Below are 15,066 nucleotides of genomic sequence, written 5' to 3' on the forward strand. Positions count from 1 at the left end.
GAAGAAAGCTGGTTAACAAGGTGTTAGTCAAGGTTCTTCGCAACCATCCCTTCTTTCACCGGTCTGGTGAATAGGAAAATCACGTTTTTGTTCGATCTGGAGATATCATGTCCAAACGCCCATCCATCAGTTTCGCCAAATTCGCAGCCGTCGAGAAAGGCACTGCGATCGTGCTTGTCGCCGCAGACGGCAAGACCGCTGCGGAGGCCGAATCTATCGTCGGGCAGGCGCTGCTCTCGCGTATCATCGGTGTCTCGGATTTCAAGGGAAAACTCGCTGCAACCGTGTCGACTGTAGCGCCGTCCACCGAACTCGAAAGTCTCGTCCTCGTCGGCACCGGCGACCCGGCCAAGCTCAAGGCGGATGACTGGTTGAAGATTGGCGGCGCGGCGTTCTCCAAATTGGGCAAGGCAAAGGATGTGTCGGTGATCCTGGCTTTGCAGGCCAGCGAGATTTCCGCCGAAAATGCTGCCGAGTTTGCGCTGGGCATGCTGCTGCGCGCCTATACCTTCGACAAATACAAGACGAAGAAGGGCAAGAACGACGATGAGGCCAAGGAGAGCAAGTCGGCGGCCAGCATCACCATTCATGTTGCCGATCCACAGGCGGCAAAGAAGGCTTTTTCGGACGCCGAGGCCATCGCTGCCGGCGTGACCCTGGCGCGCGACCTTGTGAACGAACCCGCCAACATTCTTGGCCCGGTCGAATTTGCCGAACGTGTCGAGGAGTTGAAGAAGCTCGATGTGAAGGTCGAAATCCTCAGCGAGAAGGACATGAAAAAGCTCGGAATGGGCTCGCTTCTGGGCGTCGCCCAGGGCTCTGTTCGCCCCGCGCGTCTTGCGATCATGGAGTGGCATGGCGGGAAGGGTAAGGACAAGCCGATCGCATTTGTCGGCAAAGGCGTTACCTTCGATTCCGGCGGCATCTCCATCAAGCCTGCGGCCGGCATGGATGAAATGAAGGGCGACATGGGCGGCGCCGCTGCCGTGACCGGTCTCATGCACGCGCTCGCGTCGCGCAAGGCCAAGGTCAACGTGGTCGGCATCATCGGCCTTGTCGAGAACATGGTGAATGGCGAGGCGCAGCGGCCCGGCGACATCGTCACGTCGATGTCCGGCCAGACGATTGAAGTGCTGAATACCGATGCGGAAGGCCGTCTCGTCCTCGCCGATGCGCTCTATTATTGCAACGACCGGTTCAATCCGAAGTTCATGGTCAACCTTGCAACGTTGACCGGCGCCATCATGGTGGCGCTCGGCGTCTACCGCGCCGGCCTTTTCTCCAACGACGATACGCTTGCCACCCAACTCTTCGATGCAGGCGAGGCGACTGGCGAGAAGCTTTGGCGCATGCCGCTCGGCGATGAATATGACAAGCTGATCGACACCAAGAACGCCGACATGAAGAACATCGGCGGACGTCACGGCGGTGCGATCATCGCCGCGCAATTCCTGAAGCGCTTTGTCGGCGACACGCCCTGGGCTCATCTGGACGTTGCCGGCACGGCAATGGGCTCACCGGCAACCGAATACAGCCAGTCCTGGGCCTCGGGCTTCGGCGTTCGGCTTCTCGACCGCCTGGTAAGGGACAATTTCGAAGGCTAGTCTGGTGGACGTCACACTCTACGGTCTCGATGAAAGCGTCTATACGCGGATCGTGCGGCTCGTCCTTCACGCGAAGGGCCTGGCGTTCGATCTGGTCGAGACCGATCCGTTCGAAGGCGGAACAGTGCCGGAGGGTTACGATCTACGCCATCCCTTCAAGCGCATTCCGGCCATCGAGATCGATGGCGTTCGCCTCTATGAGACGGACGCCATAATCCACTATATCGATGCAATCGTAGAACCGTCGAGCCTCACTCCGACGGACGTGGAAATGGCGGCGCGCATGCGCCAGCTGATGCGCATCATCGACAATTACGGCTATCGGCCGCTCGTGTGGGACATATACGTTCCGCTCTGGTGGCGCGACGGCGAGCAGCCTTCGAGCGAAAGCATTGAAGACGGGCGGCGCGTCCTGCGGGTTCTTGAGGGTTTTGTCGCCGCATCGCCCGCTGCCGCGTTCGCCGACCCGACGCTAGCGACGTTTTATCTCGGAAGCGTGCTTGCTGCGGCCGCCAGCGTTGCGATCGGCTCGAACCTCATTGACGAACAGCCGCGCTTGCGTGAATGGTGGAACGGTGTTCGAATGTTGCCGATCATGGCGTCCACGCGTTCGCAACATACGAAATTTTGATCGCCGAGACCCAATGACCGAGATCCTTTTCTACCATCTGACGGAATCGACGCTCGAAAACGCGCTTCCCGGCTTGATCGAGCGATCGGTGGAGCGCAAGTGGAGGGTGGTAATCCAGACAGGGTCGGAAGAGCGCCGCGACAGCCTCGACAACCATTTATGGACTTGGTCAGACGCCTCGTTCCTCGCCCATGCCACCGATCTGGAGCCATACCCGGAAGAACAGCCAATCATCCTGACGACCGGCGACGGCAATCCGAATGGCGCAACGGTGCGGTTCCTCGTCGATGGCGCCGCACCCCGCAACGTCGAGAAATACGACCGGCTGGTGCTCATGTTCGATGGCCACGACCAGCAGCAACTCGAACAAGCGCGGGAACAGTGGAAATCGTTGAAGGCCGAAGGGCACACGCTGACCTACTGGCAGCAGAACGCAGAGGGCCGTTGGGAGAAGAAAGCGTGAGCGCTGTCAGATGCGGCTGATTCTGTTTCTCATTCTCCTGGCCGGAATCGCCCTTGGCGTGGCCGATCCCTGGGCGACCACCAATTTTTCCGGTGAGGAGATCGGATCGCGGCGCATCTACGACCGGCCCGGTCCCTACAAGCCGGTTACGGTCCGCCTCGACGTTAACGATGCGCCGGTGCGCGCTTTTGTCGATATGCAGCCCCTACGCAATTTCGTGCCGACGCAGGGACGCACGGCCCTGACGGCAGTGGTGACGCGGGACGGCAAGGACATTCTCGTCAAGACGCTGGATTATCTGAACGGGCGGGTTGGCAACAAGGGCTCGCCACAGGGCCCGCAGTTCTATCGCGCCAGTATCGGCGATATCGATCCGGTCGAATCTGGCAATTATACCTTCACCATAGGTCCCGGCGATTTTGATGGGCTCGAGGTCGCCGGGGTCGATCTGATCCTGCGTCGCGGTGCACGGGCCATCGATTGGCGCATCGTGTCGGGCGGTGTCGCCCTGATCGCGATCGGTGTTTTCGGCCTTATCCGGTCGCGCGGCCGCAAATCCGTTGAAAAAGTGCCGACGCAGCCGAAATGGGGCCGGTGATGGACCGGTCGTTTCCGGTAATTACGACGAAGCGGCTGCGCTTGCGGCAGTTCGAGGCCCGCGACGACCGCGGTCTCCACGCTTGTCTCGGCAATGAACGACTCATGCGCTACTGGGATTTCGTCGCCTGCGAGGATATCGACGAGACGCGGCGCTGGGTGCGCATTCTTGCGAAGACGACATCGCCCTATGACGCGCTTGCCTGGGCTGTCGCCGATGCCAAAACCGATGAATGCATCGGCATGGTCAATTATCATCATCGCGAAGCGCGCAACCATCGCCTGGAGATCGGCTATATCCTCAACGCAAATTGGCATGGGCGCGGACTGATGCGCGAAGCCGTGCAGGGACTGGTGGCGCACTGCATCGAAAACCTCAAGACAAGGCGCATTGCTGCGATCATTCACCCGGATAATGCCCCTTCGATCCGGCTGGTGACCAAGCTCGGTTTTGAATGCGAGGGCGGTCCATTGCGCGACTATTGGCGAACAGGGACTACCTATATGAGCCCGATGCTCTACAGCTTCATCGCCAGCTGACCCTCGCTGGTTGGCCTGATCCGGTAGGCGCAGCGGCGAGCGCCCTTGAGGATGTGCTCGAACCTTTCGACGCTGACATCGGGCCCAAGCGCAGCCTGAAACACCTCGAGCTCCGATCTGCAGAGTTTCTGGCAGGCCTTGGCCGCAACACAGATCGGACAGTGATTCTCGATGAGCATAAAATCGCCATCGGGGTCGCGCCTGGCTTCCGCCATGTAGCCCTCCGCCGAGCGGATTTCGGCGAGCTGCTCGACTTTCCCTTCGATAGAGTGAATTGGGTCAAGTGCCGCGCGGTACTGGCTCAACGTCGCCTGTTCTCGGTGCGAGATCAGCCGGTCAAGGCCCGCTTCGCCGAACACAGATGAAACCGAGGCCAAGAGATCGGCGGTAAGACCGGCATGATTGTCGGGGAATTGCGCATTGCCGGCATCGGTCAGGTGCCAGAAGCGCTTGGGCCGTCCGACGCTTTCGCGGCTGTCTTCAAAGGCGACAAGGCCGCCCTCATGCAATCGCCCAAGCATTTGACGGACAGCGACGGCGGTAATATCCAGTCGTTCGGCCAGGGCGGCGGCGGTCTGCGGACCAGCCACTTTCAGTGAATATAGCATGCGGTTTGTCGTACGGTCCTGCATGTCTCGAGCTTATCGAAAAAAATTAAAAAAGCTATTGCTTGTTTAATTTGAGGGAATATAAAAACATAAAACTTATTAAATGAGGAAATGCCATGTCGGAAGTAAAGGAAAATGTTGGCGACGCCGGCTGGTCGGAATTGCTTGATCCGCGCTACTCGGCCGCAACGACGACGCTCTGCCTCGGCGTTGCGCTCTTTGCCTTCAACGGCTTCCTCGTCTCGACATCGCTGCCGACAGCTGTTCGCGAAATCGGCGGTCTGGAACTGATTTCCTGGGCCTTCACGCTTTATCTGGTGCTTTCCATTGTCGGCGGCGCCAGCGGCGCGCTTCTGAAGGGAAGGTTTGGCGCGCGTACGACACTCGTCGGCTCCGGGCTGATCTTTCTGCTCGGCACGCTCATCGCCGCGTTTGCGTCTTCAATGCCGGAGGTGCTCCTGGGCCGCGCCTTGCAGGGACTGGGCGAGGGCATCATTGCCGCGATCTGCTATGCGCTCATTCCCGAACTCTTCCCGTCGCGGCTGGTCGCCAAGGTTTTTGGTGCCGAAGCACTGGTCTGGGCCACTGCGGCCTTTGGCGGCCCGCTGGCATCCGGGCTTTTGACCGAGCATTTTTCCTGGCGCGCCGCCTTCCTCGTCAACGTTCCGCTTGGGCTGATCTTCATCGCCCTTGTTTTGCGTATCGTGCCGAAATTTTCCGGTGAAGTATCACGCCATTCTGTGCCGATCTTTCGCCTCGCGGCGATCGGTACTGGCATCATGCTCGTTGCTCTTGCCGGCATCGCCAACAATCTCGGTATGGAAGTCGTGTTCGTTGCAGCGGCCGCCCTGGTGCTCATCTGCGTTATCGTCCTCGACCGCCGCAGCCACACGCCGCTCTTCCCTTCGGACGCTTTTGCATTGAATTCGACGGTCGGTATCGGCCTCTGGGTCGTCCTGCTGATGCCGGTGGCACAGGCATCGACATCCGTCTACCTGGTGATGACGCTGCAGGACCTCTGGTCCTACGGTCCGACCAAGGCGGGTGCCTTCAGCGCGACCTTTGCCATCGCCTGGAGCACCTGCGCTATCCTCGTGGCCAATATTCAGAGTCCTTCCCGCCGCGCATTCTTGATCCGGCTTGGGCCGGCCCTGCTGGTTGCTGGCCTCGCCGTCATTGTCGTTGGCTTTTCGCTGGATATTCCGCTCGTCGTGATGCTCGGACAGATGAGCATTGGCACCGGCTTTGGCGTAAGCTGGGGCTTTCTGAGCCAGAATGTCATGGAGGCCGCTCGTAGCGGTGAGCGCGACCGCGCCTCCGCGCTGCTGCCGACCTTGCAGTCGGCGGGCTATGCAATCGGTGCAGCGGTGGCGGGTCTTACCGCCAACGCCGCCGGTTACCCCGAGGCGACCACGCCCGATGGCCTACGCGATGCGACGATCACCATATTCACGGTCTCGGCGATCATTGGCCTCGGCGCCATGATCGCGGGCTTTGCCCTGCCGCTTCGCAAGAAAAATCCGCTGGCGATCGAATTGCACAAGCCGCTATAGATAGCGCATGGCGAATGAAGACGATTTGAAAGCCGATCCGGCGATTGTGGGGATTTGGGCGAAAGGATGGGCGCTGACACGGCAGGTGGCGGCGCCCGTTTTCGAGCATGGCGCTTACCGCATCGAGGTCGGCTTGCCCGACCAGAAGCGGCGGCACTTGTTTCCGGCATATTCCGCCCATGTCCTGGAGCACGCTGAAGCCATCCGCGAGCCTTTCGTCTTCCTGAAGGTTTGCGCGCCCGCGAAAACGGTCGGGTTAAATCTGCCGCGCCGATGGCACATCGGGCCGCCGGGATACATGATGCTGCTTTCCGGAGAAATGGTCGGGCAAGATGCGTCGCTGCCGGACGGCTATTCCTTTTCCCGCCAGGAGCTTGGCGCTGGCGTAACGCTTCTCAATATTCTGGACGGTGGCGGTGAGATCGCTGCCACCGGGCGCATCGCATTTCCCGGCGAACTCGCCGTCTATGACCGCATCCGCACCCATGAAAACCACCGGCGGCGCGGGCTCGGCCGTGCGCTCATGAAGCAGCTGGAGCGTCTGTCGCACGAGAACGGCATTCGCCATGCCGCCCTTGTCGCAACGCCGGATGGACGTGCGCTCTATCAGACCTTAGGCTGGCAATTGCACTCGCCCTATACGACTGTGCTGATCCCGCCCGAAGCTTAGGCAAAGTTTACTGCGCCAGTTCCGCCATCGCTTCCTCATACTCGCCCGACAGCGTCAGCCATTCCTCTTCGGCGCGGGCGAGCGAAGTCCTGGCATAGCCGATCTCCTTGCCGATCTGCGTCGCCTTGGCAGGCTCGCGCGAATAGATGACCGGATCGGCGAGCTGCGCCTGCAGCGTGTCGATCTTCTTCTGGAAGCGCTGAACCTGTGCCTCCGCCTCATGGATCTTCTTCTGCAGGGGCTTCAACGCTTCGCGCCGCTGCGCCGCCAGCTTGCGTTGCTCGGCCTTGGTCAGCTTCTGCCCTTCATCGACGGCCGCCTTGCCGCTACCGGAGCGTTCCGCCTTTGCATCGGCAAGCACGAGTGCGCGATAAGCGTCGAGATCGCCATCATAGGGCGCAACCCCGCCATCACGCACGAGCCAGAGCCTGTCCATCGTCGCCTCGATCAGGTGGCGGTCGTGGGCGATGAGGATGACCGCGCCGTTGAAATCGTTGAGCGCATACATCAGCGCCTCGCGGCTATCGATGTCCAGATGGTTGGTTGGCTCGTCGAGGATGAGCAGGTTCGGACCGTGGAAGGTCGCAAGGCCCATCAGGAGGCGCGCCTTCTCGCCGCCGGAAAGGTCCTTTGCCGCCGTGTTCATCTTGACGGTCGCAAGACCCATCTGCGCAACGCGCGCGCGGACCTTTGCTTCGGGCGCATCCGGCATCAGCTTGCGCACATGCTCGATCGCATTGTCTTCCGGCACCAGATCATCGAGTTGGTGCTGGGCGAAAAACGAGATCTTGAGATTGGGCGCAACGGTCATGCGCCCGCTCTGCAATGGCAGGCGGCCGCCGATGAGCTTTGCCAGCGTCGACTTGCCGTTGCCGTTCGAGCCAAGGAGGGCGATGCGGTCATCGGCGTCGATGCGCAGATTGAGGTGCCGCAATACAGGCTTGCCCGGGGTGTAGCCAACCTCGCCGTTCTCGATTGCGATGATCGGCGATGCCACGACCTTTTCCGGCTCGGGAAAATGGAACGGCCGGACATGGTCCTCGATAACGGCGGCGATGGGCTTCAGCTTTTGCAACGCCTTCAGGCGCGATTGGGCCTGCTTTGCCTTGGATGCCTTGGCACGGAAGCGCTCGACGAAGGATTCCATGTGCTTGCGCTGGGCCTCCTGCTTCGTGCGCTGCTTTTGCTGCAGCTCCAACGCTTCACTGCGCAGGCGCTCGAACTGGTCGTAATTGCCCTGCCACAGCGTCAGCTTGGTTTGGTCGAGATGGATGATCGCGTTGACCGAGGAATTCAAAAGGTCGCGGTCGTGGCTGATGAGGATGACCGTATGCGGATAGCGGCGCACATAATCTTCGAGCCACAGGGTGCCTTCGAGATCGAGATAGTTGGTCGGCTCGTCAAGGAGCAGAAGGTCGGGTTCGGCGAACAGCACTGACGCCAGGGCAACGCGCATGCGCCAGCCGCCCGAAAAAGACGAGGCTGGCCGCTTCTGCGCCTCCGCATCGAAGCCGAGACCCGAAAGGATCGCCCCGGCGCGCGCTTCCGCCGAATGCGCGTCGATATCGGCAAGCCTTATATGAATATCGGCGATGCGATGCGGGTCCGTTGCGCTCTCGGCTTCCGCCAATAAGGCGCTGCGCTCAGTATCGGCGGCCAGCACGATCTCGATCAGCGAGTCTTCGGTACCCGGCGCTTCCTGCGCCACCTGGCCGATGCGCACGTTCTTCGGCAGCGAGAAATCGCCCGTCTCGGCGTGAAGCTCGCCGGTAATCACCTTGAACAGCGTGGACTTGCCGGCGCCGTTGCGGCCGACCAGCCCAGCCTTCGTGCCCGAAGGCAGGTTGAGGCTGGCGTGATCGATCAGCAAGCGGCCGGCCATGCGCACGGATATATTGTCGAGAATAAGCATGGCCGCGCTTTTGCACGGGAAATGCCGATTTCGCAAGCCGCTCCTGTTGCAGATATGTCCCGAACGGACCGAAAAATGCCGTCAGGCGTAGGGGCGACCTTCTTCCGTTCGCTGAAACTGGATCAGATCGAAGGATGGAGCCGTCTTGCCGAGCGCCGTCAGAATGGCATGCGCCTGGCCGCGATGATGCGTCTGGTGGTTGAACAAATGCGCCAGCGCCGGCGCAAGCCTTTGGCTGATCGTGCGCATGTCGCTCACGGTAGTATAGGTGAAGCGCCCGCCGATGGCCGCTGCATTCAGGCTGCTGACCCAGTCAATGATGCGGGCATCTTCCTTTACGCGCGCAATCCTGAGATCCTCGAACGTGTCGAACAGGATCGCATCGAGGGCCTTCGGCGCTTCGCCTTCACCAGTGAACCTGAAAAGCCAGATGCGGTCGGTGACGAGAAGATGGTTGAGCGTCCCATGCATCGACGCAAAGAAAGCGCGCATGTCGCGGCGATACTCCTCGTCATCGAGTTCGGCCGCTATTGTATATAGCCGCTCGTTCGCCCAGCGGTTATAGGCTGCGAACATGCGAAAATGCTGTTCCATGACGTTGACGTTCCGCCGATAAGAGTCAGTCCTGCTGACACATTATCCAAACGATGCCATCTTTCCACGCGATTTTATTCTGCGCCAAGGATGGGCGCGCCCGAGCATGGCAGGTAGCGATGAGTTTTTAGCCTTTCGCCTTTATCGCGGCGAGCCCTTGGCAAAAGCACTGCCTGCCGCTATAGGGTCGCCACCAATTTCCCTCATGACAAGGTTTACTCCCATGGCGATTGAACGCACTTTCTCGATGATCAAGCCCGACGCGACGCGTCGCAATCTCACCGGTGCCATTATCCAGAAGTTCGAAGAGGCCGGCCTTCGTGTCGTTGCTTCGAAGCGCGTTTGGATGAGCCGCCGCGAAGCCGAAGGCTTCTACGCGGTTCACAAGGAACGCCCGTTCTTCGGCGAGCTCGTCGAGTTCATGTCCTCCGGCCCGACGATCGTTCAGGTCCTCGAAGGCGAGAACGCGATTGCCCGCAACCGTGAAATCATGGGCGCGACCAACCCGGCCAATGCCGACGAAGGCACGATCCGCAAGCTGTTCGCCCTGTCGATCGGCGAGAACTCTGTGCACGGCTCGGATGCTCCCGAAACCGCTGCCGAGGAAATCTCCTACTGGTTCTCGGGCACCGAAATCGTCGGTTGATACTTGATAATCGAATTGAAAAAGCCGGGCCAAGTGCCCGGTTTTTTTGTTTCTGGAGGTCTATCGCGACAGGCGGGCGACGATCTTGCCGTCCTTGTCGTAGAGAAAGAGCTTTCCCGTAGCGGCCTCGACCGAATAGGTCCGCGCCTCTTCCAGGACCGCAAAGAATTTCTGCTCCTGGTCCATCACGGCAGGCGCGCACATCATGCGCGTCGCCGCAGCGGGTTTGAAGCTGATCTTCGCACCGTTGATCGTCGCAGTCGTTGCGAAACGATTGCAACCTCCCGAGCCGCTCGCGGCGCCCGACGGCCCGATGAGCAGCGTCGTCTGCGCATAATCGATGACGCCGCCGCCATTGAGATCTTCCGCAACCCAGTTGATGTCGGTCAATTGCCTGGCGGCTTCCGCACTGCGCGCTGTCAGCGACAGTCCAAGAAGTACGACGGCGGCGATGAAGCCGATGACGAGCGATCCGATTGCTATCCGGTTCATTTGGTTTTCTTCTGCCAGCGCCTTAGCGCTTCCTTGTCCGTTGCCTTGGCTTCCACCCAGCTGTTCTCGCCATCCCTGCCCACGAGATGCTGTTTTTTCCAGAAAGGTGCGGCATTTTTTAGGTAATCCATCAGGAACGACGCGGCTTCGAAAGCCGCCTGCCGATGCGCCGAGGCCGCCACCACGAGGACGATGTTTTCGCCGGGCTTGATGAAGCCATAGCGATGGATGACCGTCAGCCCGTCCAGGCTCCAGCGCGCCAGGGCCTCGTCAGCAATGCGGGTGATCTCGGCTTCGGCCATGCCGGGATAATGCTCGATCTCGAGCGCGGCGAGCGTTCCTGCCTCGTCGCGGCAAAGGCCGCTGAATGTTACGACGGCGCCTATGCCGCGGCGGTTTTCGGTCAGGCGGGCAATCTCGGAGGCTGTATCGAAATCCTCACCCTGAATCCGGACGAGGGGCTGGACCGAACCCATTTCATCCCCCGGTCATCGGCGGGAAGAGGGCGATTTCGCGCGCACCCTGGATCGGCGCGTCGTGCTCGACATGCTCCTGGTCGATAGCGACACGGATGACCTCTGGATATTCGAATGCGGCCTCATATTCGTCGCCGCGTTGCTTCAGATGCGCGAGAAGGTCGCCGACGGTCACGATCGATGGAGCGAGTTCGAGCTCTTCCTCGCCTTTGCCGATCCGCTCGCGTACCCATGCGAAATAGACGAGCTTGGTCATATCGAAACCTTTCTAATCGACGACATGCTTCAGGCCGGCGCGGAAATAGTCCCAGCCAGTGTACAGCGTAATGAGCGCGGCAATCCACAATAGAATAATGCCGGTTATTGTCACGATCGGCACGATCTTGTCGCCGGCCGGGCCGGTCAGCAAGAACGCGATCGCGATCATCTGGATCGTCGTCTTCCATTTCGCCAGCCGGCTGACCGGCACGCTGACCTTGAGTTCGGCAAGATATTCGCGCAGGCCCGAAACAAGAATTTCCCGGCAAAGGATGATGATGGCCGCCCAAAGGCTCCAGCCTGCTATGGTCCCGTCTGCAGCGAGAAGGAGGAGGACGGCAGAAACCAGCAATTTATCGGCGATGGGATCGAGCATACGCCCGATCGTAGAAGTCTGTTGCCATATACGGGCGAGATAACCATCGAAAAAGTCGGTAATGCTGGCGATCAGGAAGATGGCCAGCGCGCCCCAGCGCGCAGCGTCGCTCGATTGCAGCCTGCCTTCGAGGAAGAAGCAAATGACGACGAGGGGAACCGCGATGATACGGGCATAGGTCAACAGGTTCGGCAGTGAGTAGGCGTTGTTTCTGGGCATGTTTCCAACCAATCAAATCAGTGCCGATCAAAGTGGCTCGACCGCCAAACGTCAAGCCAATCAATAAGAAGTCAGGCGCATTTATGTCCGAAAATCAGCTATGTACGGAAATGGTCGCGAATTGTAATCGCCATCGCTTCAGATATGCCGTCGACCTTCATCAAATCTTCGACAGCGGCGCGTGAAACTGCCTTTGCCGTGCCGAATTGATGCAGGAGCGCGCGCTTGCGCGACGGACCGATACCGGCGATCTCGTCGAGCGGATTCTTGACCATTTCCTTCTTGCGCTTGGCCCGGTGCGTGCCGATGGCAAAACGGTGCGCTTCGTCGCGCAGGCGTTGCAGGAAATAGAGAACCGGGTCGCGCGGCGGCAACGTGAACGACGGCTTGCCTTCCATGAAGAACCGCTCGCGCCCGGCATCGCGGTCGACGCCCTTGGCAACGCCGATAGCCGTCACCTTGTCGGCGATCCCCATCTCGTTGAGGATGCCGCGCACCGCGCTCATCTGCCCCTGTCCGCCGTCGATCAGGATGATGTCCGGCCAGGCGGGGAAGGCATCGGTATCTTCCTCGAATTCATCGACCTCGAGGTCCTCGGCCGGTGCGTCGCGGTTCTCGGGCGTTCCGTGCTCCTTGACCAGCCGGCTGAATCGCCGCTCGATGACCTCGCGCATCATGCCGAAATCATCGCCCGGGGTAATCTCGGTCGAGCGGATATTGAACTTGCGATACTGGTTCTTGACGAAGCCCTGCGGCCCGGCAACGATCATCGCGCCGATCGCGTTGGTTCCCATGATGTGCGAGTTATCGTAGACCTCGATGCGACGCGGCGTCTTTTCCAGCCCGAACGTATCGGCGACGCCCTTGAGCAGGCGCGATTGCGACGAGGTCTCCGCGAGTTGCCGTCCCAGCGCCTCGCGCGCATTGCTCAAGGCATGTTCGACCAGGTCCCTCTTTTCGCCGCGCTGCGGCACGGTGATCGAGACCTTGCGGTCAGATTTTGCGGTGAGGGCAGCGCAGAGCAGTTCCTGGTCTTCGACTGTCTCCGACAGCATGATCAATGCGGGGCACGGTTTGTCGTCATAGAACTGCGCAAGGAACGCGCCGAGAACCTCGGCGGCGGACAGGGAAGAGTCCGCCTTGGGGTAATAGGCGCGGTTGCCCCAGTTCTGTCCGGTGCGGAAGAAGAACACCTGAATGCAGGTCACGCCGCCATCCTGGTAGATGGCGAAAACGTCGGCTTCCTCGACGGATTGCGGATTAATGCCGGAATGCGATTGCACGTGCGAGAGCGCCGAGAGGCGGTCGCGATAGATGGCGGCGCGTTCGAAGTCGAGTTCGGCCGACGCCTCGCGCATCGCGTCGGAAAGGTGGGTCTTGACCGCCTGGCTCTTGCCGGAGAGGAACGCCTTCGTTTCGCGCACGAGTTCGTCGTAGTCGCCTTCGCTGACCTCGCCGGTGCACGGGCCAGAGCACCGCTTGATCTGATAGAGCAGGCACGGCCGGCTGCGGTTCTCGTAGAAGGAATCGGTGCAGGTGCGCAAAAGGAAGGCACGCTGCAGCGCATTGATCGTGCGTCCTACCGCTCCCGCCGAAGCGAAGGGGCCAAAATAGTCGCCCTTGCTGGAGCGCGCACCGCGATGCTTGAAGATGCCGGGCGCCAGCCATTTTTCGCCGCGCTTCGGGGCGGTGAGCAGGATATAGGGGAAGGACTTGTCGTCCCGCATCAGCACGTTAAAACGCGGCCGTAAGCGTTTGATCAGATTCGCTTCAAGGAGAAGCGCCTCCGTTTCGGTGCGTGTGACGACGAACTCCATTTTGACCGTCTCGCGGATCATCCGGGAGATGCGGTTATTGTGGCCCTGTCCGCGCGCATAGTTGGAAACGCGCTTCTTCAGGCTGTGTGCCTTGCCGACATAGAGAACGTCGCCGCTCGCATTGAACATGCGATAGACGCCGGGCTTGTTGGGCAGCCGCTTGACGAGGTCCGCAATCACATCGGGTCCGCTCGAGCCTTCGGAAACGACGCTCGTATCCCATTCGATCGCGCTGATCAGCGCAGCGACGTCGCGGACGGGCTCATTGCTTTCCTCGGCAGGCTCGTCTTCCTCCTCGTCGACGCCAAGAACGATGTCGTCATCGTTGGTATTGTCTGCGTGAAGCTCGTTCTTCTGGTTCTGATTGTCCGGGTCGCTCATTCAATAATTCCTGATACATCGGGCGTTTCCCACGCCAGATGCTGTCCGCCGTCAAGGGCGATCATCTGCCCTGTGATCGAGCGGGTCTCCCAGAGGTAGCGGATTGTGCGGCCAAATTCTGACAGATCGGGGCCGCGTTGCAACAGGAGCGCGTGAACCTGCTTGTCGAACGCGGCGCTATTTTGGCGGGAGCTCGGCAGGGTAGGGCCTGGGCCGATGCCATTGACGCGAATGTGGGGTGCCAGCGCTTGCGCCAGCGTTTGCGTCGCGGCCCACAGTGCCGCCTTCGACAATGTGTAGGATGTAAACGTCGGCATGAGCTTCAGGACGCGCTGGTCGATCATGTTGACAATCAGTCCCTCGGCTTCCGGTGGAAGGGCCGCGGCCATGGCATCGGCGAGCAGCACCGGCGCTTTAACATGCACCGCGAAATGGCCGTCCCAGATCTCGTCATTGCCGAGATCGCCGATGCCGTCCGCGTGGAACACCGAAGCGTTGTTGACGAGGAGTTGAACCGGGCCAAGCGCGGTTCCGACATCACCGATCAGGCGGCGAACTGCGTCACTGTCGCTAAGATCGGCTTTCACAACGCAGCCCTTGCCCTCTTGCGCCTCGATTGAACGAAGCAGGTCGCGCGCTTCATCAAGGCCGTTATGGCCATGAATGGCGACGGCAAAGCCATGCGCCGCCAGGTCCTCGACAATCGCCTTGCCGATCCGTTTCGCGCCGCCGGTTACGAGAGCAACGGTTCGGTCAATCTTCAAGGTCCACTCCATCCATGCTGTGATTCAGGTCCGAATATAGGGTTCGGCGACGAAAAGCGCGAGGGTGAAAGGTCAGCAGTGAACAGAAGCAGTCGAACGGTGTTCTTTCGCTACGGCTTGCCAGCCGAAAGTTGCGTTATTTGGCGGCGGCAATGTCTCTCCGTCGATCTGTGCAAATATTAAGTAAATATTAAGTATTCTAATCGGAATTTAACCATTACCAGCGAGATAGTTTTGTTTATTATCAAATGTTTGTGAGCAGTTCTTTCACAGCTAGACTGACATACTATTGAGTTTGGCCGCAATGCAGAATGTTGCGCAAAAAGCACATCGCATTTCGGCCACGATCTCGTCGGTTTCTTATCACACTGCCGCGCAAGTGCCGCCACAATGCGGCGCGAATGTCCGCCTCGTTAAGCGGACGCAATCCATGGTTTTTCCCCCCGACCAGTGCCCGCTCCGTGT

Annotated in this window: 17 protein-coding genes; 8 read left to right on the forward strand and 9 right to left on the reverse strand. The window is 60.0% G+C overall.

The window, feature by feature from the left end; translation table 11 throughout:
- Positions 1 to 107: 107 nt before the first annotated feature.
- From AC1DNI_RS07760 to AC1DNI_RS07780, 5 genes are read left to right on the forward strand one after another with little or no spacing between them, the layout of a single operon-like run.
- Positions 108 to 1,604 (forward strand): leucyl aminopeptidase, encoded by a 1,497-nt coding sequence (locus AC1DNI_RS07760; RefSeq protein ID WP_477691406.1) that lies wholly within the window; start codon positions 108 to 110, stop codon positions 1,602 to 1,604.
- 4 nt (positions 1,605 to 1,608) lie between these two features.
- Positions 1,609 to 2,235, forward strand: coding sequence for a glutathione S-transferase family protein (locus tag AC1DNI_RS07765; protein WP_477691407.1), 627 nt, complete (start codon positions 1,609 to 1,611; stop codon positions 2,233 to 2,235).
- A gap of 13 nt (positions 2,236 to 2,248) precedes the next feature.
- Positions 2,249 to 2,698, forward strand: a complete 450-nt coding sequence (locus AC1DNI_RS07770; protein WP_477691408.1) for a DNA polymerase III subunit chi — start codon at positions 2,249 to 2,251, stop codon at positions 2,696 to 2,698.
- 10 nt (positions 2,699 to 2,708) lie between these two features.
- Positions 2,709 to 3,296 (forward strand): hypothetical protein, encoded by a 588-nt coding sequence (locus tag AC1DNI_RS07775; RefSeq protein WP_477691409.1) that lies wholly within the window; start codon positions 2,709 to 2,711, stop codon positions 3,294 to 3,296.
- Entirely contained in the window at positions 3,296 to 3,835 is a 540-nt protein-coding gene (locus AC1DNI_RS07780; RefSeq protein WP_162737271.1) for a GNAT family N-acetyltransferase, read from the forward strand. Before AC1DNI_RS07775 ends, AC1DNI_RS07780 begins: the two co-directional genes overlap by 1 nt.
- On the opposite strand, the gene AC1DNI_RS07785 is transcribed toward AC1DNI_RS07780, so the two are convergent.
- Positions 3,814 to 4,443, reverse strand: coding sequence for a helix-turn-helix transcriptional regulator (locus AC1DNI_RS07785; RefSeq protein ID WP_477691410.1), 630 nt, complete (start codon positions 4,441 to 4,443; stop codon positions 3,814 to 3,816). The two genes, AC1DNI_RS07780 and AC1DNI_RS07785, sit on opposite strands and share 22 nt — an antisense overlap.
- Before the next feature lie 116 nt (positions 4,444 to 4,559).
- On the opposite strand from AC1DNI_RS07785, the gene AC1DNI_RS07790 reads away from it, so the two are divergent.
- Both AC1DNI_RS07790 and AC1DNI_RS07795 read left to right on the forward strand, forming a co-directional pair.
- Complete coding sequence (locus tag AC1DNI_RS07790) at positions 4,560 to 5,996, forward strand: MFS transporter (RefSeq protein WP_477691411.1); 1,437 nt, start codon at positions 4,560 to 4,562, stop codon at positions 5,994 to 5,996.
- 7 nt (positions 5,997 to 6,003) lie between these two features.
- Positions 6,004 to 6,666 (forward strand): GNAT family N-acetyltransferase, encoded by a 663-nt coding sequence (locus tag AC1DNI_RS07795; protein WP_477691412.1) that lies wholly within the window; start codon positions 6,004 to 6,006, stop codon positions 6,664 to 6,666.
- Between the two features lie 7 nt (positions 6,667 to 6,673).
- Here the strand turns inward: AC1DNI_RS07795 and AC1DNI_RS07800 are convergent, their stop codons facing one another.
- Both AC1DNI_RS07800 and AC1DNI_RS07805 read right to left on the reverse strand, forming a co-directional pair.
- Positions 6,674 to 8,578: an ABC-F family ATP-binding cassette domain-containing protein gene (locus AC1DNI_RS07800; RefSeq protein WP_477691413.1), complete on the reverse strand. Its 1,905-nt coding sequence runs from the start codon at positions 8,576 to 8,578 to the stop codon at positions 6,674 to 6,676.
- An 81-nt stretch (positions 8,579 to 8,659) separates the two neighbouring features.
- Positions 8,660 to 9,172 (reverse strand): DinB family protein, encoded by a 513-nt coding sequence (locus AC1DNI_RS07805; RefSeq protein ID WP_477691414.1) that lies wholly within the window; start codon positions 9,170 to 9,172, stop codon positions 8,660 to 8,662.
- Between the two features lie 223 nt (positions 9,173 to 9,395).
- Here AC1DNI_RS07805 and ndk point away from each other — a divergent pair, with 223 nt between their 5' ends.
- On the forward strand, positions 9,396 to 9,818 hold the full coding sequence (gene ndk / locus AC1DNI_RS07810; RefSeq protein WP_027229784.1) for a nucleoside-diphosphate kinase: 423 nt from the start codon (positions 9,396 to 9,398) through the stop codon (positions 9,816 to 9,818).
- Positions 9,819 to 9,878: 60 nt separating this feature from the next.
- On the opposite strand, the gene AC1DNI_RS07815 is transcribed toward ndk, so the two are convergent.
- The 6 genes from AC1DNI_RS07815 to AC1DNI_RS07840 all read right to left on the reverse strand — a co-directional run bounded on the left by AC1DNI_RS07815 (position 9,879) and on the right by AC1DNI_RS07840 (position 14,601).
- On the reverse strand, positions 9,879 to 10,310 hold the full coding sequence (locus AC1DNI_RS07815; RefSeq protein WP_091919046.1) for an META domain-containing protein: 432 nt from the start codon (positions 10,308 to 10,310) through the stop codon (positions 9,879 to 9,881).
- Positions 10,307 to 10,786, reverse strand: coding sequence for a molybdenum cofactor biosynthesis protein MoaE (locus AC1DNI_RS07820; protein ID WP_477691415.1), 480 nt, complete (start codon positions 10,784 to 10,786; stop codon positions 10,307 to 10,309). The genes AC1DNI_RS07815 and AC1DNI_RS07820 overlap by 4 nt, the downstream gene beginning before the upstream one ends.
- 1 nt (position 10,787) lies before the next feature.
- Positions 10,788 to 11,042: a molybdopterin converting factor subunit 1 gene (moaD, locus tag AC1DNI_RS07825; RefSeq protein WP_027229782.1), complete on the reverse strand. Its 255-nt coding sequence runs from the start codon at positions 11,040 to 11,042 to the stop codon at positions 10,788 to 10,790.
- Between the two features lie 12 nt (positions 11,043 to 11,054).
- A complete protein-coding gene (gene pgsA, locus AC1DNI_RS07830; protein WP_027229781.1) occupies positions 11,055 to 11,639 on the reverse strand; it encodes a CDP-diacylglycerol--glycerol-3-phosphate 3-phosphatidyltransferase in 585 nt (194 codons plus the stop codon).
- 98 nt (positions 11,640 to 11,737) lie between these two features.
- A complete protein-coding gene (uvrC, locus tag AC1DNI_RS07835) occupies positions 11,738 to 13,837 on the reverse strand; it encodes an excinuclease ABC subunit UvrC (RefSeq protein ID WP_477691416.1) in 2,100 nt (699 codons plus the stop codon).
- Positions 13,834 to 14,601, reverse strand: a complete 768-nt coding sequence (locus tag AC1DNI_RS07840; protein WP_477691417.1) for an SDR family oxidoreductase — start codon at positions 14,599 to 14,601, stop codon at positions 13,834 to 13,836. Before AC1DNI_RS07840 ends, uvrC begins: the two co-directional genes overlap by 4 nt.
- Between the last annotated feature and the right edge of the window lie 465 nt (positions 14,602 to 15,066).

This window comes from Phyllobacterium sp. 01N428, assembly GCF_056399405.1.

Bases quoted from the DNA above. Each gene is read 5' to 3' on its own strand.
- AC1DNI_RS07760 (WP_477691406.1), top strand. From the start codon at position 108: ATGTCCAAACGCCCATCCATCAGTTTCGCCAAATTCGCAGCCGTCGAG.
- AC1DNI_RS07770 (WP_477691408.1), top strand. From the start codon at position 2,249: ATGACCGAGATCCTTTTCTACCATCTGACGGAATCGACGCTCGAAAAC.
- AC1DNI_RS07775 (WP_477691409.1), top strand. From the start codon at position 2,709: ATGCGGCTGATTCTGTTTCTCATTCTCCTGGCCGGAATCGCCCTTGGC.
- AC1DNI_RS07780 (WP_162737271.1), top strand. From the start codon at position 3,296: ATGGACCGGTCGTTTCCGGTAATTACGACGAAGCGGCTGCGCTTGCGG.
- AC1DNI_RS07785 (WP_477691410.1), bottom strand. From the start codon at position 4,443: ATGCTATATTCACTGAAAGTGGCTGGTCCGCAGACCGCCGCCGCCCTG.
- AC1DNI_RS07790 (WP_477691411.1), top strand. From the start codon at position 4,560: ATGTCGGAAGTAAAGGAAAATGTTGGCGACGCCGGCTGGTCGGAATTG.
- AC1DNI_RS07795 (WP_477691412.1), top strand. From the start codon at position 6,004: ATGGCGAATGAAGACGATTTGAAAGCCGATCCGGCGATTGTGGGGATT.
- AC1DNI_RS07800 (WP_477691413.1), bottom strand. From the start codon at position 8,578: ATGCTTATTCTCGACAATATATCCGTGCGCATGGCCGGCCGCTTGCTG.
- AC1DNI_RS07805 (WP_477691414.1), bottom strand. From the start codon at position 9,172: ATGGAACAGCATTTTCGCATGTTCGCAGCCTATAACCGCTGGGCGAAC.
- ndk (WP_027229784.1), top strand. From the start codon at position 9,396: ATGGCGATTGAACGCACTTTCTCGATGATCAAGCCCGACGCGACGCGT.
- AC1DNI_RS07815 (WP_091919046.1), bottom strand. From the start codon at position 10,310: ATGAACCGGATAGCAATCGGATCGCTCGTCATCGGCTTCATCGCCGCC.
- AC1DNI_RS07820 (WP_477691415.1), bottom strand. From the start codon at position 10,786: ATGGGTTCGGTCCAGCCCCTCGTCCGGATTCAGGGTGAGGATTTCGAT.
- moaD (WP_027229782.1), bottom strand. From the start codon at position 11,042: ATGACCAAGCTCGTCTATTTCGCATGGGTACGCGAGCGGATCGGCAAA.
- pgsA (WP_027229781.1), bottom strand. From the start codon at position 11,639: ATGCCCAGAAACAACGCCTACTCACTGCCGAACCTGTTGACCTATGCC.
- uvrC (WP_477691416.1), bottom strand. From the start codon at position 13,837: ATGAGCGACCCGGACAATCAGAACCAGAAGAACGAGCTTCACGCAGAC.